Here is a 21698-nt window from a genome sequence, read left to right on the forward strand (position 1 = left end):
GAGGAGGAGTGGGAATGAACGCAGCAGTACAGAGGTTTTTAGACGATGTGTTGAGCGAGATGATAACCATATACAACAAAGAGACTATAAGAATAAATGAATTCATAGGAAATCGTCCGCTCCAGGCAGGGATAAAGGATTATCTTCAGGTAGCTTGGCGTGACGGAAAAATACATATTGATGTTGAAGAACCGTTTGATTGGACAGACAGCTCTTATAAAATCGAAGCAGGTCCTTATATCGCCGAACTCACGGATGAATTAATTAGATCTGAACTTTACCCGGCTTTATGCAAGAGAGTGGAGGAGCTTTTTTTATCAGAGAAGTTAGGTCCTCGTTTTTTTGATTACCGATTCCAGATCGTACTTTCCTTTGAAATGGAGGACGAAGACTTAACACTTTGCGTGCATCTGGTTAACGAAGAGAAGCTGAACGAACTCCGCAAATCATTACAGAAGTTTATAACATCCAAAATCATGTCTAATCTTCCCGTATTGCCGAGTGTTGATGACCAGTTTTTCTTTTCTCATCACTTGATGAACCCTGATCTTATGAAGCAAGAAGAAAATACGGTTGGCCCATTAATTGAGCATTTATCCGACAAGCTCAGAAGTAATAGGCGACGCTTAGACGAATGGACTGGCCAGTATACTTTGGCTATGGATAATTGGATTCAAAATATTTTTCTTCCACGCTATTTTGTGCGTACAGGCAGCTTTAGAATGGATTGGATACCTAAAGAGGATATGGCGCTTATGGATCCGAATGCAGATCAACTTTCCTTTTTTGTATATGCCGCTCTGCAAATTGGAAAAACGAAACCGGACATCCGGGAACAATATTTGAAACTAGCTGTCCAGCTGGGTTCAAAACACGCAGCGGAGTATATCCAGGGGGGAAGCGGGAAATTCACTCCAGTATATAAAGGGACCCGTGTTGAAGTTGATAATAATGATGTAACGCAGAGCATTGAAGTCCGGATTTTGAACGAGGAGGAAGCAGCTTATGGAGAAGCATTGGATCACATTACCCAATTGCTGCAGCAGGGATTCCCGAAGGAATATAACCTGAAGCTGAAAAGCAAACAAAAGAACTATCTTCCTCTAAAAAAAATGGCTAAATCAGGTCTTCATCAGTTTTTTGCTGGTGCACTAGCCTATCCGTCTCTTTTTCCTAAGCTGGCTGCGTATGCGGATATCGCTATGGAGCCCTATGCGTGGTACAAGGACACGGAACCGGGTGAAAAGTCGGTCATGCCTAGTACCTATGCTGTACTCGGATTAGGATTATATAGCAAGGAATATTTCTCACTCGTCTCTCGTTATATGGAGATGGTAGATTCGGAGCACCAAATGATACAGGATAGTTATGCGGAGACCTTTATTGATGCGCACGGCGTGGAGGCTGAGCTTATGCCAGTCCTAGTAGACATCCTGCTAGCAGGAAATGAGGAAGCAAGATCTGTCAAAAACTTCGTGATCGATCGGGTCGAGCTTGCAGAAGCGCTGCTTCAAGAGCTGTCGCCTAAAGAAATATATGAACGGGAGCAGGTTCTATACCGGATATTCGGAAGCCGTGCAAAGATGGAAAAAGCCGTGAAGTCAGAGCAGACGGAACTTGAGCTTAGAGTTATTCTATCGGAGCTACTGACTCTTATAAGTTGATGACGATATATAAAAATGGAATTCCCTATTGGTTCGGGCAGGAAGATGATGATGTTTTTATTGTGGCTTCAGTGGAGCCAAGTGGTTTATCATTTTATGCACAGATGAGTAATAGTGATTGGAGTTCTTGGATAGAGAGATTTAAATTGGAAGCGACAAAAGTATTAGGATTTGATGTTGGTGAACCCGAAGACGGGTTTATGTAATGAAGTGCACAATTTAATTGTGGGGATGATTTCGTGTTTACTGAAATGGTAACTCAGTATTTACCTGTTCTCTTAGAAAAAGAGGGTGATTATTTATTTGAGTAGAAAGACGGAATAGTAAACCTTAAAAAACAGTCCACCTATTGGTACGTTAGTTGAACAAGATTAGAGGAAATCCCTTTTAATAGGGGTTTCTTTTTATTTTTACAAATTTAAAGTTAGTTCTGTTGAGAAGCCTTAAATAAGTACCTGTCTGTGGAAATAGGAAAAATTTGCTTGCCCTTCGCAGAATTTTCTGTTACTTTTGATAGTAACAATATGTTATTATCAAAACGATACTAAGTACAACTAATTTTTTTCGCTCTATGAATGAGTGGAAAAAGCGGAGGGATGCAAGATGAAAAAGGTGGCGGCTAACTGGAATCTGTTCGAAATTACGTGGTTGATACTATTTACCTCAATCGCTGTCGGGTTTACAGTGATTACAAAGGACTCTTTATTCGGATTCACGGTATTTATTACTGGGGTGTTATGCGTGGTGCTTGCAGCGAAGGGCAACCTGATGAGCTATGTTTTCGGCATGTACAATACCATCGGTTATGCTTATTTGGCCTATATTAACGGTTTGTTTGGAGAGGTTTTGCTGAATCTGCTATTCTTTGTTCCAATGAATGTTATTGGCTTCTACATGTGGAAAAATAATCGCCAAAAAGACGGTAGACTGACCATGCGGCAGATGGATCTTAGAAGTCTGCTCCTCGTTGGGATGGTCTGTGTAATCGGCTGTTTGCTCCTCGGATTTGGGCTTTCGTTCATTCCGGGACAGAATTCGCCTTACATTGATGCCACTACAACGGTGCTGTCTGTTGTGGCGACCTTCTTAATGGTTAGAAGATTCAAGGAACAATGGCTGGTCTATATCGTGCTAAATCTCTTTACGGTGCTGCTGTGGGCGATTCGCATGCTGGAGGGCAGCGGGGAAGGCCTACTGATGATCGTGATGTGGAGCGCGTATCTGGTCAACGCAGTTTACGGGTACTATATTTGGAATAAAGGGGCGAAGGAGGTGGCGGCATGAACACGCTTGGACTAACACTGGGGAAGTTTGCCCCGCTGCATAAAGGCCATCAGTTCATGATTGAAACGGCGCTACAAGAGGTCGATGAATTGATCCTAGTCATTTACGAAACGACAGTCACTCCGATCCCGCTTCATGTCCGGGCAAATTGGATTCGCAGGCTCTATCCGGAAGTCCGGGTAATCGAAGCTTGGGATGGTCCGGATGGATATTCGGATGACAGGGAACATGAGGTTCGGGAAGAACAGTATATACTCGGTTTGCTGAACGGAGAGCAAGTAACGCATTTTTACTCGAGCGAATTCTACGGCAAACATATGAGTCTCGCTTTGGGTGCAATAGACCGGCGGGTGGATGAAGCCCGAGAGCGGGTTCCGATTTCAGCGACGATGGTCCGTTCTAATCCATATAAGTACAAGGAGTTCGTAAGTGATATTGTGTACCGGGATTTGATCACGAAATTGGTATTCGTTGGAGCGATGTCAACGGGTAAGTCGACGATCACCGAAGCACTGGCACAGCGATATTGCACAACGTTCGCAAGCGAATACGGACGCGATTATTGGACCGAACATCAGGTGGACCGCCGAATCGGCTTGGAATCGTTCGATGAAATCGCGGTGGGTCATATCGAGCGCGAAGAACAGGCAATGCTTGCGGCGAACCGGGTTCTGTTCGTCGATACCAATGCGATCACGACGTATATGTTCGCCCTAGATTACCACGGCCGGGCCCCCGAGCTGTTAACCCGGATCGCTCTGGAGAACGCGCAACGTTATGATCTGTTCTTCTTATGCGCTGACGATATTCCTTACGACGATACGTGGGACCGCAGCGGGGATCAGAAGCGGCATGTCTTTCATAAACAGATTATCGCGGATTTGAAGGAGCGGCGGATCCCCTATATTACGCTGCGGGGGAGTCTGGAGGAACGTATTCGCAGGGTTGATGAAGTGTTGGCGAAGTTCGAGCCCTACGGGAACTATTTCGGAGAGCTGAACGGTTAAATCAAATATAAAGGAGGCGTACCCACTTGGATTTGTTGGATAAGGATGGACTTATGGAACGCGAATTTTTGGAGCAATACAGAGCAGGGGATTACGAGCGGCCTTCAGTGACAACGGATATGGTTATCTTCACTGTGACGGAAGACGAGGCTGACAGTTATCGCAAACTACCAGAAAAAGAGCTACGCGTCCTACTAATTCGCCGGGGGGCTCACCCCTTCCTGGGCAAATGGGCGCTGCCTGGCGGTTTTGTCCGGCCGAATGAGACGACTGAGCAGGCAGCAGTAAGGGAACTATGCGAGGAAACCGGCGTGGAAGATGTTTATCTGGAGCAGCTGTATACGTTCAGTGATATCGGGCGCGACCCACGAACCTGGGTAATAAGCTGCAGCTATATGGCTCTGATTAACAGCGACAAGTTGGAGTTAAAGGCAGGAGATGATGCAGCAGACGCCGCCTGGTTCAAGGTATCCTATCGGCCGCTGCGGGAGCAAAAAGAACTGATTGTGGACGGATACATCAAGACGCTGGAGTACGAACTCAAACTAAGCAGTGAAGAAGAAGTACTTTCGGCGGTCGTGGCGAGGACTATGACAGCGAAGACTACATCGACTGGCACGGATTATGAGATCGTATCGAATGACGGATTGGCCTTCGACCATGCGAAGATCATAACATGCGCTATTGATCGGTTACGGGGAAAAGTGAATTACACCGATATTGCACTGCACTTGATGCCGAAGCTTTTTACCTTGACGGAACTGCAGCAGGTTTATGAGGTAATTATGGATAAAGAGCTGTTGAAGGCGGCCTTCCGGCGTAAAGTAGCCGATCTTGTAATGGAGACCGATCATTATACCGAAAATGCGGGGCATAGACCATCCCGCTTATATCGGAGAAATTTGGAGGGTTAACGATGATTTACAATATCGATGAGTTAAGAAAAGCATATAACGAGGGAAAAAAGTTCAAATTCGTGTTTTTTTGGGGACATACACCGCCTAAGGACGGGAGCGTTGATAAAAGCTGCTTCAGCCAATGGTGGATGTGCCCGTTCACGGTAGAGGGAACGCAGTACTCATGCGCCGAGCAGTTTATGATGGCCGAGAAGGCAAGGTTGTTCGGCGATGACGAAATGCTGGAGTCCATCCTTAAAGCTAAGCATCCAAAGGAGATGAAGGCTTTTGGACGTGCGGTCCAAAACTTTGACAAAGATATTTGGGATAAGGAATGTTACAACATCGTCAAAAGAGCCAGCTTGGCCAAATTTTCGCAGAATCCGAAGCTTAACGATTATCTTAACTCGACGAAGAACCGCGTCCTCGTCGAGGCTAGCCCGCGGGACCGTATTTGGGGGATCGGCATGGGCCAGTCCAATCCGGATGCTGAGAATCCCATGAAATGGCGGGGCAGAAATCTGCTGGGGTTCGCACTGACGGAAGCGCGGGACGAGTTGCTGCGGAGTTAGATTTATACAAGATTAAATTAATGGACTTGAGGAAATCAATGACAGGATGAGGGATGACCGTGAAATATACCGATTATATCTGCCTGAAAACAGGAAGATACCAATCAGTAGGAAAGTTTGGCGATAATATTTATGCATATGAGGTCCTTACGGGGGTAACCGACTCCCCGGAGTACCATCAAATTTCTAAGGCGGAATTCGATTCTTTTGAAACTTGGAGCCAAGAGTACATTTCGGATCTTAAAAAAATGTATGAAATCATTAACCGCCCCGTTATCTGCAGCGGCTACTTAGGGAGAGCGGAACTAAATCTTTCACTGCTTCGGAATATTTAGCTGTAAATAATATCTTCTACTGAGAGTATAGAAACAATTCTTCGCTCAGAGGACAAGAACATAGTCTCACGGGATGCCGCGCTGTGCGCGGCTTTTTTTATCGGTACAAGTTCTTGTCTTTTGTTTAGGGCAAGAACTTGTCCCCAATGTCACTTAATGATGATATACTTACCTCATTAATTATGATATTGATAATCAATATCAATTGAATTGATAGGTGATATATAAATTGCAAAAGGTGAGATGAAGGAGCGCAGATAGATGCAAGACGAAGCAGCAGCAAGCCAGGTATTTACACCGGAGATGATCGATACGATGGCCCACATTTGGACACGTTCGATCATTACATTAATAGATGTACGTTTTCAGAATGTAGCGTCCCAATACCCGTTGGAGCAGTATAAAATGCCTAGTAGCATGTTTATCTATGCATGTGGAGGAGAAGCACAAATTCAACTGAATGAAACCACATTTGGAATGGAACGCTTTGGTTTAGTTCACGGAGGGAAGGGGAGCCTGCTCAGTATTTCGCCTAAAGGGGAGAATGTGAAGACCTTTATGGTATTTTATAAAGCAGAATTACCTCTTTTTTTCAAGAGGCACCTGCAGCAATTACTCGAGGAAGTAAATCCATTTGTTCAACAGTATGGTTATACACCAAGTAATCCTATCTTGCTACTCGATTGGTTTCAACAGATGATGAATGGCTGGAACCGCGGCAAAGCGATGGATCAGTTGCAGGCCAAAAGTTTTCTATATCAATTGATACATGGGGTGTACAGAGATTTTGAGAGTGGGGAGATTCGGTATCTCCAGCCAGATCCAGCCTGTTCTGCCAAGATATATCTCGATAAACATTACATGCAGCCGATTATGTTCCAAGAAATTGCTGATATGTTTGGGATCAGTGGCGGGCAATTGACGCGGCTGTTCAAAAAAAAGGAAGGCATGAGCTTACAGGAGTACCTCATTCAGAGAAGGATTGAAGCTGCCTGCCATGACTTGAAACATACAGAAGCAACCATTAAAGAGATCGCAACAGGATCTGGTTTTACAGATGAGAAAAATCTGTTTCGGATGTTTAAGAAGTATTACAAGATGACACCAAGTGATTATCGGAAAATAAACGCACTATCTATGCAGGTTGATGGTATTGATAATGATTCTCATTTTCTTTACTATGAGAGGGAACTAGCAGTTCTAGTCCAGTCTTATAGAGAAGGGGAATCAACCATGTTTGGAAAAGTAAGAAGTAAAGAAATGATCTTGGCGGCGACGATGAGCTTGATGCTGTTATTGTCGGCATGTGCGTCGGGAACGCCATCGAATAACGGGGGAACGGTGAATTCAAACCCTGCGCAGACACAACAGACGACACAACCGGAAGTATCCGAGACGAATGCTTCAGAAGCAGTCTCACAGACGAGAACGATATCCACAGTAAAGGGTGACGTTAAGGTACCGAACAACCCTCAGCGTGTTGTAGTCGATTATTTGGTTGGTGATGTGGTGGCCCTAGGTGTAACTCCTTTAGGGGTGGCGAGAGCGGCAAGGGACGGGAAAGAGGCTGTTTTTGCTAACCAGATTACAGACTCTATTAAAATAGCTATGGAGCCGGAAGATGTCATGACTCTTGAGCCTGATCTGATCATTTTAGCATGGGGCGATGAAAATTATGAAGATTTATCCAAAATTGCCCCGACAATTTATGTCCCTTATGGTGATATGACTACAGAAGAGCGGATACATTTTATTGGTGATGTTTTGAACAAGCAGGAAGAGGCTAAGGCTGTTCTGAGTGCTTATGCCGGAAAAATAGAAGAAGCGAAGCTAGCCCTTCAGAATGCAGGTCTTTCAGACGTGACGATTACTATGGGGGAATTCAGTGATAAAAGTAACTACATCGCTGGAGCCAAGCATGCGGTTGGCGAGCTTGTTTATGATGGACTTAAAATGAAGGCACCTTCAAAAGTTCAAACTGATATTATTGACACAGATAAATATTGGGGAGATATCTCTATGGAGGTCTTGGCTGCTTACATAGGGGATTATCTAATCGCTATAGGAGATACGGAAGTCCCTACTGATAATGCGGTCTGGAAATCGCTACCTGCTGTGCAACATAATCGGATCATATCGGTGGGTACATCGCTATCTTGGTCCACGGATATAATGACTTCCAGTGCATTGATTGATCATATTGTAAATCAATTGCTGGCTATGGCTAGATAAGGATTTTGACGAGGTAAAAAGAAGTACTCCAATTTGTAAATATGACTATCAGTAGGTAAGGAAAGGAAAGCGTAATGAAAAACAAGCCTGAACAAAAACGCCGTGGGGCGGTGAATTTCACCATGTACATGGTGGTAGGGCTTGGATTAACGGTTCTCATGTCGGCGGCGTCGATTAGCTTCGGCGCCGCCGACATGAGGTTAGCGACTGCATGGGAGGCTATTTTCCGATTTGATCCAACGCTCACTGAGCATCAAATTATACAAACCCTACGTCTTCCGCGTACCGTAGCCGATCTGATCGTCGGATGCAGCCTTGCGGTATGTGGAGCTATTATGCAGGGAACGACGCGAAATCCGCTGGCTGACTCCGGGCTGATGGGCATCAGCTCTGGGGCAGCATTCGCGATTGCTCTTTGCCTGGCCTTTCTGCCGGGTTATTCGTATGGGCATATGATGCTGTTTGCTTGTCTGGGGGCAGCGCTCGCGACCGGGATCACTTACTTCATCGCGTCACTGGGCAAGCGCGGGATGACGCCTCAGCGGCTGGTATTGGCAGGACTGTCCATCTCCATGCTATTTGGCGCACTCAGTCAGTATTTAGCGATCAATTATAATCTGGGTCGAGCATTGGCATTCTGGACGGCAGGCAGTACAGCAGGGGTCAAGTGGGGGGAATTGCTGATCATCTCACCGCTATTTGTTGGTGGTGTGCTGCTGGCGCTGGCGCTATCTCCTTCTGTTACACTGCTCAGTTTGGGGGATGATGTGGCAAGTGGTCTCGGTATTCGTAGCGGACTGGTCAAAGGGTTATCGACGATTATCGTGCTCGTGCTGACTGGATTGGCTGTTGTCTTAGTTGGCCCGATCGGTTTTGTTGGTCTGATTACCCCACATATTGTGCGATACATGGTCGGTGTCGACTATCGTTACATTATTCCGGCAGTTGCTCTATATGGTGCGTTGCTGACCGTGTCGGCCGATCTGGCTGGACGCTTGATCAATAAGCCGTTCGAAACACCGATTGGCATTATATTTTCTATCATTGGTGTGCCGTACTTTCTCTTCCTGGCTCGCAAGCAAAGGAGGGAATCTGAATGATCAAGCAGCGTTATACGGTGCAAAGGGGCATAATCGTCAATATAGTGCTTATGGTGCTCATCCTTATGTTTGCTGTCATTAGCATGAATTCTGGCAAAATGAATCTTTCACCGCTAGAAGTGCTGAATGTTCTCCTCGGAAACGGTACAGATAAGCAAAATCTGATCGTGTTCGATTTTCGCCTGCCACGAATCACACTGTCGATCTTGGTAGGTCTGGGAATGGGAGCGGCTGGGGTCGTGATGCAGAGTTTGCTGCGTAATGACATGGCTAGTCCAGGGACGCTGGGGATTAGTTCGGGATCGGGTTTGTTTGTCCTGTTCTTCGTCGTATTCATCGCATCGACAGGAAAGGGCTCCTTTATTGCCCTACCACTACTGGCCTTTGTTGGCGGATTATTGGCGGCGGGATTGATCTTCTTATTATCGTATCGCCGTGGGCGAGATATTTCGCCAATCGGTTTGATCTTAACCGGGGTCGCACTCGGAAGCGGGTATGAAGCGCTGACCACCTTCCTGACTCTCAAGCTGAATGATTCGCAGATGGATTTCATGCTGCATTGGCTGGCGGGAAGCTTATGGGGCGCTGATTGGCGTTATATTTCCGTACTGGCACCATGGGTCTTGATTTTACTCGGCTATATTTTCTACAAGTCTCGCATACTCAACACCCTCCATCTGGGCAATCAGACGGCAGAAGGGCTGGGTCTTGCCGTGAAGCGGCAGTTTTTGGGGTTGTCGGTCGCTGCGGTTGCTTTATCCTCTGGCAGTGTGGCCGTGGGCGGAAGCTTCTTTTTCGTTGGCTTGATCGCTCCGCATATGGCAAGAAAACTGGTTGGGCCCGATCACAAATTGCTCGTTCCGGCTGCCAGCCTAACCGGTGGATTAGTCGTGGTACTTGCTGACACGATTACGCGCACGGTTAGCCTGGAGGGAGATGTGCCGACGGGAATTGTCATTACGGTCATCAGTGTTCCGTACTTTCTTTATTTACTATCGAAGGCCAATTAGGAGGACGTCATGGAAAGTATTACAGCGCAACAAATCGATATTGCCTATAATGACACGCTTATCGTACAAGAACTGGACTTGCAGATTCCGCGTGGACAGATTACCTCGATTATCGGTCCCAATGGATGCGGCAAATCAACCGTACTAAAGGCAGTTGGTCGGCTGCTCAAGACGAATAATGGTACGGTTTATCTGAATGGTGCCGATATCCGCACGCTGTCCACCAAGGAAGTGGCCAAGCAGATGGCGATTCTGCCGCAGACGCCGACCGCACCGAGCGGTTTGACGGTCGGTCAATTAATCGCCTATGGGCGTTTTCCACATCAACGGGGCTTCGGCAAGCTCTCCAAAGAGGATAAGCAAGTAGTAGCCTGGGCCCTATCGGTTACACAGCTTACAGCGTTTGAGCATCGTGAGGTCGATACGCTATCTGGCGGTCAGCGTCAGCGCGTATGGATTGCGATGGCGCTCGCCCAGCAAACCGATCTGATCCTGCTGGATGAACCCACCACCTATCTGGACTTGGCGCATCAGCTTGAAGTGCTGGAACTGCTCTATGAACTAAATCGCAGTCAACAGGTGACGATTGTGATGGTGCTGCATGACCTGAATCTGGCAGCACGCTTCTCCGACTATATGGTGGCGATTCGTGAGGGTCAGGTGGTGGAGCATGGTTCGCCGGAGCGTGTAATGACGGTACGGACGCTGCGTGAGGTGTTTGCCATTGATGCCGAGATTATGCTGGAACCAAGAACAGGGCGACCGGTGTATGTGACGTACGAGCTCTTGCGTGATAATCGTAGAGAACAAGGAGTGGATCAAGGATTTCCAAAAGCTAAGGAACAGAAAGAGGCGATTGCCACTTGAAAACCGCATGGCGTGTCCTGCGGGCCCACGGAAATACTGATGCAGTTAGGTATTGGATTTGCCGGTGTCATGATAGCCACGATTCAACGCGTATAGCCTTTGTTGTAGCTTCCACAAGCAACTAACTCCATGAAAGTGGACTAAGGCTTGTTGGAGAGGGGAGAGATAATAATAAATAACAACATATCCTAAATTCAAAGCCGCAGGTAACTAGCTTGCGGTTTTTTTATTATTCGGAGCACTAGATTACGTGATTAATTTGATAAAACCAGTATATATAACTCTAAATGAAGCAAGGAGGACTATTGAAAGTATCAGAGGAATGTGCAACAAGCAGATTGCCCGGAAACTGCAGATGGGGACCGCAACACAGCAGTTGAGAAGATCAGCTGGTTCAGACTCAGGCGCACAATCACAATAGAATCTAAACGTGGCTGAAAGCTTGGAACAGATGTATCCCGCGGTGAGGACAAATCGGGCTGAACCGTACCATAAATAGGGCGAAAAGTTGAGTTGAAGGTTGAAGCTTTAATGCTAAATATATCAGGAATAGTTCTCCATCATTTGATATAAATAATTTCGAAAGTCTTCAACATAGGTTTTGGGCTCTACAACTTTTAGATGAGTGCCGAAGCTTGCTAAAAGTTGAAATCCCATACGATTTTGTGGGACATAAATGGTTGCTAATAAAAATCCAGAATTATGGTCTTCAATACTTCTTCGACCATACCTTTCGATGATTTGATCTTTTATGCTAGGCGATATCCAGGCCTTAATCGTGACGAATTCAGGTAGATAATTTGCTTCGTGTACTTGCTCTGACCAATCGTCTCTAGGATGAAACGCGCGTTCATCCATAGTAATATGATCGATCCGAGATAACTTGAAAGTTCGATATCCCTGTCGATGTAAACAGAATCCTTTCAAGTACCAACTCGATTCGCTAAAATGCAGCTCATAGGGCTCGACCATTCTATTCGTTACAGCCCCGTCCTTATCTGTATAATCAAACGAAACCAGCCTCTTTTTTGAAATGGATTCTTGATATGTCTTTAAGGTTTCAAGAATCTCGGACCGACCTTCCCAATCATAAAACGACAGTTGAATGGAACGATTTAGAGACAATGGACTAACCATTGCCTCTATTTTTTTTATCGTTCTTTCAACTTCTTCAGTACGGAGGATTTGTTCCAATCCGCCGAGCGCAGTTAATATATTCTGTAAATCGGAGCTGCTTAAAAGGCGTTTATCAACCTTGTATTCATCCATTATGCCGTAGCCCCCTTTGACCCCATTGACAGAGTAGATCGGGATGTTCGATAAGCTCAATGTTTCCATATCGCGAAGGATCGTTCTTTTGGAGACATTGAATAGTTGTGAGAATTCCGTTGTAGAAACAACCTCTTTTTTCAGCAATATCATGATAATCGAAATGAGTCTCTCCACTTTGTCCATAATTGCCCTCTTTTTTTACATGATTTCAGAAAGGTGACACCTAGATGTCACCTTTTATTCATTATACTACAAGTATCACAAGAAGGAGGTTTTAATTCAATGTTTAATCCAATCGATTTTCCCAAGCCCACCCTTATTTCAGCCAACGGTGTGGAACTCGAAGTGTTTGAAGCAGGCCGAGAAAACGCAGGAAAACCTATTGTACTCTGCCACGGCTGGCCAGAGCATGCCTTTTCTTGGCGCCATCAGATGGACGCACTTGCCGCAGCGGGCTACCATGTCATCGTCCCCAACCAGCGGGGTTACGGCAACTCATCCCGTCCGACCGAAGTAACAGACTATGACATTGAACACTTGTCGGGTGATCTCATCGCGCTTCTCGATCACTATGGATACGAGGACGCTACCTTTGTCGGTCATGACTGGGGTGCATTCGTCGTTTGGGGACTGACCTTGTTGCATCCAAACCGCGTCAATAAAGTGATAAATCTGAGCTTGCCTTACCAAGAGCGCGGAGAAAAACCCTGGATCGAGTTCATGGAAGAAATACTTGGCGGCGATTTCTATTTCGTCCACTTCAATCGACAGCCAGGCGTCGCGGACGCCGTATTCGAAGACAATACATACAGGTTCCTTCGCAACCTGTACCGGAAGAACGAGCCTCTCAGAGCACCTGAGCCAGGTATGGCGTTGATCAATCTCGCCAGAGCAGAAACACCGCTCGGTGAGCCCGTATTGAGCGAAAGCGAGCTGGCTGTTTACGTCTCCGCTTTTGAAACATCAGGGTTCACGGGCAGCATAAATTGGTACAGGAACCTTGACCGCAACTGGCGCTTATTGGCGAAAGTGAACCCAATCATCCAGCAGCCGACCCTCATGATCTACGGCGACCGGGATGTGGTTGCGAAGTCTGAAAACCTGACAAAGTTCGTGCCCAATGTGGAAGTGGTCAATCTGGATTGCGGTCATTGGATCCAGGAAGAAAAGCCGGAAGAAACAAACCAAGCGATTTTAAAATGGCTGGAACAATGGGAGATGTAGTTTTTTTCAACAACCAAGAAGAGTTTAACGATTGGTTAGAAGAACATCATGCTGAAGCTAGTGAAATTTGGGTGGGCTATTTTGGGATAAGTACAGGTCGTGCAAGCCTTACTTGGTCTGCATCAGTAGATGCCGCTCTTTGTTTTGGGTGGATTGACGGTATACGAAAAACCATTGATAAACAAAGCTATAAGATTCGCTTTACTCCGCGCAAAGTAAATAGTGTATGGAGTGCTGTGAACGTAAAGAAGGTAAAAGCACTAATACAGTTTGGAAAGATGAGACCAGAAGGAATGCACGTCTTTAACAACAGAACCGATGCACAAGGCTATTCCTCTGAACAAAGAAACGTGGAACTTGCCAAAGAATATGAAGAACAAATCAAGGCAAATCAAACAGCCTGGCTATTCTTCACTAATTTATCACCATCCTATAAAAGAGATTCAATCTGGTGGGTAATGAGCGCCAAGAAAGAAGAAACACGATTAAGAAGGCTTGGAATATTGATCGCTTCATCTGAAGAAGGGCTAAAATTTCAACATTGCAAAAAATATATTACAGAATAAGGAAATATAAATAACAAAAGAATGGTTAAAAGGATTTTTGGTACTGCATAAATCTGGGTCTATTGTTTCCCTGATCTATAGGAGAGAGGAGCTACTGTATTTCTCAATCAATTAGGGTTTAATTCTCATCAAAAGTCAGAACGTTTTAAATGCGAGGCATAAATCAAATCGCTAAATGAAGAAGGGATGAAACAGCTCATCCAAAATCGCAACCCCCTTCATTTTCATGGTACAGCCGACCCTCATGATCTATGGTGACCGGGATACGGTCCAGAGGTCTGAAAACCTGACAAAGTTCGTGCCTAATGCAGAAGTGGTCAATCTGGATTGCGGTCATTGGATCCAGCAAGAAAAGCCGGAAGAAACAAACCAAGCGATTTTGAGATGGCTGGAAGAGCAGAATGATGCTGAATAGAGTCGCTTAGCAAGCAAAACTTAGAAAAACAATAAGGACACCCAAACAGGCAAGGTCATTAAGTTAAGCTCAAAGGTAAGAACGGGAATAAAAATGGAATTCAAAACGGCATGGGAAAGCCCCGTGCCGATCGCTGTCAATACGAGTCCTGAATGAACTTCATTAACAATCTCTTGAATTTCAAGTACTGTCCATGGAGATGTCTCGTCCACGCTCAATGCATAATCAACATAGGTTAAGTTCGACGGAGTAACATCTGTTACTCCAGTAGTGTCAAATATTGAGTGGTCAGGCGCATCGCCAGCTTGCTGAACGTAGTAAGCATTAATCGTATCCAACCCGGCTTGTGGAGACAATGGTGCAGGTGTTTGTGTAGGTGTCTGCGTTCTATAGATGTTACGCTGAACCGTACCATTAAATAGGGTGAAAATTAGTTGTGAATGAAGTTTATATAGAGATAAAATTAACCCCTAAGATGACTCTTAGTTTTTTTCATATGACTTAATACAACAATATTTACAAATTCATGATACGATATTGCTAAATCGGGAGATAGATGCTCCATATTTAAGATAGAATTAATTATTGATAGAACTGTTGAAGATGAATCATAACAAAATGATTGATGATCAACCAAGAATGTTTACTGAAACTATTATGACTCTGTAGAATGGGGGCCACTATATGTCATTAGCTAATAAAAAAGAAGAGTGTTTACTTATCGAGACATTAAAATCGCATATACCAAATGTAGAGGAATTACTGAATCCAGCAGTTGAGGAATCAGAAATAAATCTTTTCGAGAGCATGATGAACTGCAAATTTCCAGAAGATTTCAGAAAGCTATACATGAATTTTAATGGAGAAGGAGAGCAGATTTTTGGCATTATGGCTGGTCTTGGTTGGATGAACATTGAATCGATAGTAAGCAACTGGAAGTCCCTTTTGGAATCAGCGTACGATATTATATCCAGCAAATCAGATGTAATAAAAGATGGGAACTACAGAGAAGGCTGGATTCCTTTTGCTGAAGATGGTGGTGGCTCATTTTTGGCAATAGATTTAGACCCCGGAGAAAAGGGCGTTTATGGGCAAATTATCACGATAGATCATAATTCTCATTTTTCCTATGTTATTGCAGAAAGTTTGGGACATTTCTTTGAATTTATCGATTCGAGTCTCAGAAATAGTAGTATTGGTATTCGTGAAGAAGAAGATGTAATCATATTATCCCGTGAAAGTGGAAGTTTGTTAGATGATATTTTGGCTTTGACTAATTTGAATATCGAAGAGAACAGCCTTATCCCTGTAAGCGGATTTTGGGAAGAGTATTTTAAAGACGATGTTGAAAGTGGTTTTGTATCTTCAAAAACATTGAAAAAAAAGAGAATGGTATTTATTAGAGCTGATCAAGCTCAAAAATACGGAGCAATATCTTTGGATATTTTAACCCATATGGTTAATCTTAAAGAACTTATTATACATGCGGATGAAATTACTAATTTTGATGTACTTCAACGCTTGGCCTCTTTAGCAGAACTTGTGATAGGATCAGAAGCTTTTAAAGAGTCTGATTTGAAGTACTTAGTTTCTTTAGATGGGTTAAGGAAGCTAACATTAATAGGACTTCCATTAAAAGATATACATACACTGAAAGATATAAAGAAATTAAAGAGTTTGAGATTATGTAGAATGAACTCAATTGATAGGGGATTAATAGGAACTATAAAAAATTTGAAGGAACTAAGTTTAGAAGAAATGGAGGTTGGCGACCTGCTTTATATTTCAAACCTTAGTAAGTTAATAAAACTAGAGCTCAAACAAGTGACAATACCACATTTATCATTCTTAAAAGCTTTAAAGAATCTAACGGTTTTTGAGACAGATAGCTGTGCAATAGATGAATCACATATAGAGGTTATAGGAGAATTGAAGAAATTAAAGCAGTTCACTTATCCGGTTGGAGATTTAACAATACTCAAAAATTGTATGAGTCTAAAGCAGATTGGAGTAGATGCATCAAGACTTAAAGGTTTGGAGGAAATTTCAGACTGTAATATAGTCGATATAACTATATTTCATGCAACATCGAAAGAGAACGCGAAGTCCGTAGTTGCGGAATTTAATAAATACTTTAAACTTCAGTCATATGGATGGCAGGTAACATGGAAAGATTAATGAAGCTTGCCTACACTGAGCTTTATCAAAATAGGGTGAAATTTTTATAAAAGAAAGGAGACAGAGCAAGAAGCAAGAGAAGCAGAAGTGCCCAAGGAAAGGAGGTGGTGCCCCATTGATTCAGAAGGACTCCTCCCAACATCCCGGCGCCGGCGATAGCCAGATTCCAAACCGTTGTATTGATAGGCATCACGATATCCACACCTTGCTTCCCATCAGCCTGAGCAAGTGCTGTCTGCAACAATGTTGCCGCACCACCGAATGTCAGCCCCCACAGCGCAACAGAAATGAAGATAATAGTACCATGCTCACTCCAAAGTCCTAGTACAAGAGATATCAGAGCAAATCCCAATCACCCAGATTCCCACCAGTGCCATAATTCCAAAAACAAGCAGAACCTGTCCGAGATAGGGTTCCAGCCCCATATCATCCAGGCAAGAACCACAACCAAGATAGGAATCACCCCAGGTGTGAGTAAAACTTTGAATACTGAAATGCGTTTATCAGCTGACTGTCCCGGATAATAAAGCAGCGACAGTCCAAGACTTGATAAATAAAGTCTTAGACTGCCGCTGTTCAATTATCATTTCCCGTTAGTTTATTCAAGGATGCTACGAAAAAACTATATATTTAGATTTTCATATTCAGATTAATGCCTGATTGAAGGATTTAATGAAAATAAATAAAAAAACACCATACTATTTTAACAAAAAATTACTGAACATGTATTTCCGATTTGATATCATGTTGACTTAAAAATTTCATTAAATCATTACTCAGCTGTACAATCTCATTGTTAGCATTATTCGCATAATCCGGCAACATCATATCCCTAACCATCTTAGTTCGTAGCCATGTCATAAAGAAAAGATCCAAAAATAAGTTTGGAAATTTAAGCACCATTTTAAGCATTGGAGGATCAATTAAAACACCCGCTTTTTGTATTTCCCTAAGATACGCTTTTAAAGTGACTGTTATTTTGCGTGCCGTCTTTCTGGTTCTGGCTGTTTTTTTGTCAATAATCTTATTCTCAGAATGCAAAAAACTCAACATGGCAATATCTGATACGGAATGTGTGATTAGATACGCTTGCATATCCTTTTTAATAACGTAGGGAAGCTTTGCTGTTTTAAATAGTTTTGCGAGGTTTTCTATACGTTCTGTCACTGCACCATTAATTTCTCCAAATGCAGTTGCCGCTATAAACTTTGGTAGAAATCGCGCATGTAATACTCCATCTTTAATCTGTCCACCGAAGCCGGGAAAAGCTGGTAGAAGTCTATCCCCTACGATATCCAGCCACGAAGAAAATCCAATTGAATTACTAATCATCGTAACTATATTTTTGCTTTGATTATCTTTTAGCGCTAACAATGCTGATTCGGACCGATCATAACGAACAGTAACGAAAATAAAATCGTATACATCGTCATTTTCGAGCGTATCCATGACATTCACTTGTATCGATCTAACTGTACCTTTTTCTATATACTGCAGGCCATTTTCTCTTAATGATGTATATCTATTCGAATGTGCAAACAGGCTAACGTCAAACCCTGCTTCAATAAGCTTTATTGCGTACATGCTCCCGATGACACCTGCACCAAAAATTAAAATTCTATCTTGTTTTGCTGACATATAAACCACCCCTACTTGTTAATATTTCCTTTTGATTATCCGACAACATGTTGTATGATGTGATTATAAATCTTCATTATTCCTTGATCAACCATCAGTTTTTTATGATTTGTCGGATGATATTCTTATTCACTAGTAGGAGGGAAACATGAAAAAGCAACCCCAAATAACGGAGAAAACGAGACAAAAATTTGTAGAAGTTTTTTGTGAGTTGTATAGCCAAAAGCCGATTGAGAAAATTTCGATTCAGGAAATTTCGAATAAGTCAGGATATAACCGCAGCACCTTTTATCAATACTTTACTGACATTTACGAATTGTTAGACTCTGTTGAAAATGACTTATTAAATGACATGAAAAAAGAATTGGCGAATAAAGAGCTATCGAAGGATACGGTTCAAGATACGCTCAATTGTCTGGACAAAAAAGAACATCTCCTGGTTCTTAATGCCCTTTTGGGTGATTATGGAAGTGCCCGTTTTTTAAAACGCTTAAAAAAAGAAATCACTTTGGATCAATTAGAATTAAACGTTCCGCAAAACCAATCCTTAACGCCATACTTCATTGAGTTTTACCTGACAACTGCTCTTTCTTTGTTTCGTCTTTGGCTCCAGCGTCAAAAGGATTTATCGTCAGAAGAATTTTTCAAGTTAGTGGAGAACCTATATTCAAGAGGGATTACGCCTTATTTTAAAGAATGAGTCTGTCATTCAAACCAAATCCATATGTTCTATAACAATAAAAAAGCGCGCATAAGCTTGTTTACACAATATACTCCATAAAAACTGACCTAACTTACTCTTAAGGTGGACGATGTTATAGACCACGAGATGGGGCGTTATTGCTTATATATGTACGGAGTGAGAGATATGAACATCTTAATCAATATAGCAATGAGGATTTAGCAGATTTTCTACACAGTGCTATTATGCATCATTAATCTCAATTGTGAACAGGAAAATTGGGCTAAAAATAGGAAAACCACAGATTGAACTAACGGGAAACATGGGGAACTTCATCGTTATAGGACCCTTTATGAAGTATATTCATGCTGGCAATGGACAACGCTTAAGGTTAAGTATTATCTTATGCGGGAGGTCATCACTTCTTGAAATTTGAACTAGGACGTTGCTTACTGAATGAACGATTGATGGAATCCGGGAAGTCAGCGGAATGGCTGGCAAAAGACTTGCTTTTTAAACCGGAACGAGTTTACGACTTTATTGAAAACAAAAGAGTGATGCCACTCAAAATTGCCATATCGATCGCCGATTCCATCGGTTGTGATGTTCGTGCCTTGTATGAATTAATTCCGAATGATAATGAAGTAAAGGGAGATTAATGGAATAAGTGGTAGGTTGCATTAAGACTACGAATGTGATCCATTAAGCTAAGATAATGGGAAACGATAACTCTATCAAAATAAGAAGGCAGCCGGTCAAAAGATCGGCTGCCTTTTTATTAAGCTAATAAGCAGTTTACAGAAACGAAACTGATACATTTTGGATTCAGAAACCGTCTTTATACTGAAGCAGCAAAAGGAGGGGGGTTAGGCTAGCTAGGCAGGAATGATTGGAACAAATGAAAATGAATTTTTTTTAAAGGAGACTTGAGATGAGATTGTTTGAATTATTGCTATATTTGTCAAACATCAGTTTATTTGTATTAACAGTTGTATTAAAAAAAGGTCAGCGTATTATTCCAGTATTCGTTGCAAGCGGGATCGCCGCAGTTTTGCTGGTCATTCATTGGACGGTAGAAGGATACAGAGTTCAGCTGTTTTTCCCATATTGCATAACGGTCATTTTTTTAGCCATTTCAGGTTATAGTTATTTTAAAAAAAGCAGTTTCCAAAAAACCCCTCGATTCCTGTTGGGTTCAGCTTATACCGCTATAGCGATCATGCTGATCGGAACAGCTGTTCTCATGTATGCTTTTCCTGTATTTAAACTCCCTGAACTGACAGGCAAATTTAAGGTAGGAACGCAAACGTTTCATTTTGTGGATACCAATAGGGAAGAGATTTTTGATAAAGCAAGAGAGGGTAAAAGAGAATTGATGGTTCAGGTATGGTATCCTACTCAAGCTGGTAGTGGCAAGCGAACTGCTTTTATTCCCGATACGCGGATTTTAAGTTATATGGCCGCGAACTATGGTCTTCCCGGGTTTACTTTTCAACACCTGAAGTACGTATCCAGTTATGCATATTCGGAGGCGGAAATCTCTACGGCACAGACTTCATACCCACTCATCCTTGGGAATCCCGGCAACGGCTCTTCTAGGTTCCTCCACACGTCGCAAGCCGAATATCTCGCGAGTCACGGATATATCGTGGCAATGATCGACCACACCTACAACACATTTGCAACCGAGTTTCCGGACGGTCGAATCACGACCAGCACAACCAACGACTTATTCTCGCCTGACCATAATTATCGGACGGAAAGCAGAAATCGCGACAAGTTAGGGAAAGTTTTAACCGACGATGTGGTGTTTGTGCTGGACCAATTCGAGCTTATCCAATCGGGGCAGATTCCAAGTCATCTAAAAGGCTGGATTGATCTCGACCATGTCGGGGTGTTCGGTCATTCTATCGGCGGAGCAACGGCTTATGACGCTTCTTACGATCCGCGAATCGCGGTTGGCATAGATCTGGATGGAGGGCTTTATCGTCTGCGTGAAAGAGAGGGACTGCGAAAGCCGTTTTTGTTCCTCAACTCGGAAAGCTATTTCGAAAAATTAAAAATGGTGATGGATAACCGGGTCTACACGGATGCAGAAATTAACCGTATGGGCTCAACCAGAGAGTGGGAGGATCAAGTAACGGAAGATAAAAAGTTGGAGCTTGAACGGATGCGCAAAGCGGTCGACGAAGGGGGACAAGTCCTCTATATCGAAAATACGGAGCATTTGAATTTTACCGACGTACAGTTCATTTCTCCGATTTTCAAAAGGCTGGGCATTACAGGAAAGATTGAGCCCGATAGAGCGGACTCTGTTACCAATACCTATATGCTGAATTTCTTCGATATGTATCTGAAAAATCAAGACGGAATCTTAATGAAAGGACCAGATAGCCGCTTTCCGGAGGTGAAGTTCGTAACCTCGCTATAAATTACCGAGCAGGTTAATAAGATTGCAGTTATTTTTGACTGAAGCAACATCATTACGCTTATGGGGAACGATCAATCCATACACGATCGCAGCCGTCTAGTTGATCGGCTGTCTTTAGCTAACGGCCACCCGTTAACTTTACCCTTTTAAGTACCGTAGCCGAAGTAGACAATCTTCTTGTCCACCGACATGTATATAACGAACTGTCCAAAGACACAAAAGTGCCAACATAAGCTACTCGACAAAAGCTTGTTAAATCAGGCTTTTCTTTTTTTTATGTAGGTACATTTGTGTCAAAAAAAATGCACAAATGTATCTACATTGT

The 21698-nt window shown here is 43.2% G+C and carries 22 protein-coding genes; 18 read left to right on the plus strand and 4 right to left on the minus strand.

What is annotated here, in order from left to right; genetic code table 11:
• The first annotated feature begins 14 nt into the window (after window positions 1-14).
• From NSQ55_RS15800 to NSQ55_RS15850, 11 genes are all read left to right on the plus strand, one after another.
• Entirely contained in the window at window positions 15-1664 is a 1650-nt protein-coding gene (locus tag NSQ55_RS15800) for a DUF6138 family protein (protein WP_339167952.1), read from the plus strand.
• Window positions 1664-1870 carry a hypothetical protein gene (locus tag NSQ55_RS15805; protein ID WP_254848967.1) on the plus strand — a complete coding sequence of 69 codons (207 nt, stop codon included), beginning with the start codon at window positions 1664-1666 and terminating at the stop codon, window positions 1868-1870. The genes NSQ55_RS15800 and NSQ55_RS15805 overlap by 1 nt, the downstream gene beginning before the upstream one ends.
• Window positions 1871-2267: 397 nt before the next feature.
• Entirely contained in the window at window positions 2268-2948 is a 681-nt protein-coding gene (gene pnuC, locus NSQ55_RS15810; protein WP_339167956.1) for a nicotinamide riboside transporter PnuC, read from the plus strand.
• Entirely contained in the window at window positions 2945-3955 is a 1011-nt protein-coding gene (locus NSQ55_RS15815; RefSeq protein ID WP_339167960.1) for an AAA family ATPase, read from the plus strand. The genes pnuC and NSQ55_RS15815 overlap by 4 nt, the downstream gene beginning before the upstream one ends.
• Window positions 3956-3981: 26 nt before the next feature.
• Complete coding sequence (locus tag NSQ55_RS15820; RefSeq protein WP_076302975.1) at window positions 3982-4869, plus strand: NUDIX domain-containing protein; 888 nt, start codon at window positions 3982-3984, stop codon at window positions 4867-4869.
• A 2-nt stretch (window positions 4870-4871) separates the two neighbouring features.
• A complete protein-coding gene (locus tag NSQ55_RS15825; protein WP_339167962.1) occupies window positions 4872-5423 on the plus strand; it encodes an NADAR family protein in 552 nt (183 codons plus the stop codon).
• Window positions 5424-5482: 59 nt separating this feature from the next.
• Window positions 5483-5758, plus strand: coding sequence for a hypothetical protein (locus tag NSQ55_RS15830; protein ID WP_076126580.1), 276 nt, complete (start codon window positions 5483-5485; stop codon window positions 5756-5758).
• Window positions 5759-6019: 261 nt separating this feature from the next.
• On the plus strand, window positions 6020-7990 hold the full coding sequence (locus NSQ55_RS15835; RefSeq protein ID WP_076184875.1) for an AraC family transcriptional regulator: 1971 nt from the start codon (window positions 6020-6022) through the stop codon (window positions 7988-7990).
• A 128-nt stretch (window positions 7991-8118) separates the two neighbouring features.
• Window positions 8119-9090 carry an iron ABC transporter permease gene (locus tag NSQ55_RS15840; protein WP_256715787.1) on the plus strand — a complete coding sequence of 324 codons (972 nt, stop codon included), beginning with the start codon at window positions 8119-8121 and terminating at the stop codon, window positions 9088-9090.
• Window positions 9087-10100 (plus strand): iron ABC transporter permease, encoded by a 1014-nt coding sequence (locus NSQ55_RS15845; protein ID WP_339167964.1) that lies wholly within the window; start codon window positions 9087-9089, stop codon window positions 10098-10100. Before NSQ55_RS15840 ends, NSQ55_RS15845 begins: the two co-directional genes overlap by 4 nt.
• 9 nt (window positions 10101-10109) lie before the next feature.
• A complete protein-coding gene (locus tag NSQ55_RS15850) occupies window positions 10110-10967 on the plus strand; it encodes an ABC transporter ATP-binding protein (protein WP_076184872.1) in 858 nt (285 codons plus the stop codon).
• 543 nt (window positions 10968-11510) lie between these two features.
• On the opposite strand, the gene NSQ55_RS15855 is transcribed toward NSQ55_RS15850, so the two are convergent.
• Complete coding sequence (locus NSQ55_RS15855) at window positions 11511-12422, minus strand: YafY family protein (RefSeq protein ID WP_076126589.1); 912 nt, start codon at window positions 12420-12422, stop codon at window positions 11511-11513.
• Window positions 12423-12521: 99 nt separating this feature from the next.
• On the opposite strand from NSQ55_RS15855, the gene NSQ55_RS15860 reads away from it, so the two are divergent.
• From NSQ55_RS15860 to NSQ55_RS15870, 3 genes are all read left to right on the plus strand, one after another.
• Window positions 12522-13463 (plus strand): alpha/beta hydrolase, encoded by a 942-nt coding sequence (locus NSQ55_RS15860; protein ID WP_076179403.1) that lies wholly within the window; start codon window positions 12522-12524, stop codon window positions 13461-13463.
• Window positions 13439-14029, plus strand: a complete 591-nt coding sequence (locus tag NSQ55_RS15865; protein ID WP_232061375.1) for a YdeI/OmpD-associated family protein — start codon at window positions 13439-13441, stop codon at window positions 14027-14029. Before NSQ55_RS15860 ends, NSQ55_RS15865 begins: the two co-directional genes overlap by 25 nt.
• A gap of 244 nt (window positions 14030-14273) precedes the next feature.
• On the plus strand, window positions 14274-14444 hold the full coding sequence (locus NSQ55_RS15870) for an alpha/beta hydrolase (RefSeq protein ID WP_217696906.1): 171 nt from the start codon (window positions 14274-14276) through the stop codon (window positions 14442-14444).
• 20 nt (window positions 14445-14464) lie between these two features.
• Here NSQ55_RS15870 and NSQ55_RS15875 read toward each other — a convergent pair whose 3' ends face one another.
• Window positions 14465-14782 carry a hypothetical protein gene (locus NSQ55_RS15875; protein WP_076302981.1) on the minus strand — a complete coding sequence of 106 codons (318 nt, stop codon included), beginning with the start codon at window positions 14780-14782 and terminating at the stop codon, window positions 14465-14467.
• Window positions 14783-15128: 346 nt separating this feature from the next.
• Between NSQ55_RS15875 and NSQ55_RS15880 the strand changes: the two genes are divergently transcribed.
• Complete coding sequence (locus NSQ55_RS15880; RefSeq protein ID WP_076184870.1) at window positions 15129-16622, plus strand: SMI1/KNR4 family protein; 1494 nt, start codon at window positions 15129-15131, stop codon at window positions 16620-16622.
• Window positions 16623-16647: 25 nt separating this feature from the next.
• Here NSQ55_RS15880 and NSQ55_RS15885 read toward each other — a convergent pair whose 3' ends face one another.
• Together NSQ55_RS15885 and NSQ55_RS15890 are read right to left on the minus strand one after the other, a co-directional pair.
• Complete coding sequence (locus NSQ55_RS15885; protein ID WP_076184869.1) at window positions 16648-16974, minus strand: MFS transporter; 327 nt, start codon at window positions 16972-16974, stop codon at window positions 16648-16650.
• A gap of 362 nt (window positions 16975-17336) precedes the next feature.
• Complete coding sequence (locus NSQ55_RS15890) at window positions 17337-18260, minus strand: 2-dehydropantoate 2-reductase N-terminal domain-containing protein (RefSeq protein WP_076184868.1); 924 nt, start codon at window positions 18258-18260, stop codon at window positions 17337-17339.
• Between the two features lie 148 nt (window positions 18261-18408).
• On the opposite strand from NSQ55_RS15890, the gene NSQ55_RS15895 reads away from it, so the two are divergent.
• The 3 genes from NSQ55_RS15895 to NSQ55_RS15905 all read left to right on the plus strand — a co-directional run bounded on the left by NSQ55_RS15895 (window position 18409) and on the right by NSQ55_RS15905 (window position 21373).
• On the plus strand, window positions 18409-18960 hold the full coding sequence (locus NSQ55_RS15895; protein ID WP_076184867.1) for a TetR/AcrR family transcriptional regulator: 552 nt from the start codon (window positions 18409-18411) through the stop codon (window positions 18958-18960).
• 407 nt (window positions 18961-19367) lie between these two features.
• Entirely contained in the window at window positions 19368-19601 is a 234-nt protein-coding gene (locus tag NSQ55_RS15900) for a transcriptional regulator (RefSeq protein WP_076106729.1), read from the plus strand.
• Between the two features lie 272 nt (window positions 19602-19873).
• Window positions 19874-21373, plus strand: a complete 1500-nt coding sequence (locus NSQ55_RS15905) for a dienelactone hydrolase (protein ID WP_076184866.1) — start codon at window positions 19874-19876, stop codon at window positions 21371-21373.
• Window positions 21374-21698: the final 325 nt, after the last annotated feature.

Origin of the sequence: Paenibacillus sp. FSL H7-0943 (genome assembly GCF_037963265.1) — a bacterium.
GTDB lineage: Bacteria > Bacillota > Bacilli > Paenibacillales > Paenibacillaceae > Paenibacillus_AQ > Paenibacillus_AQ odorifer.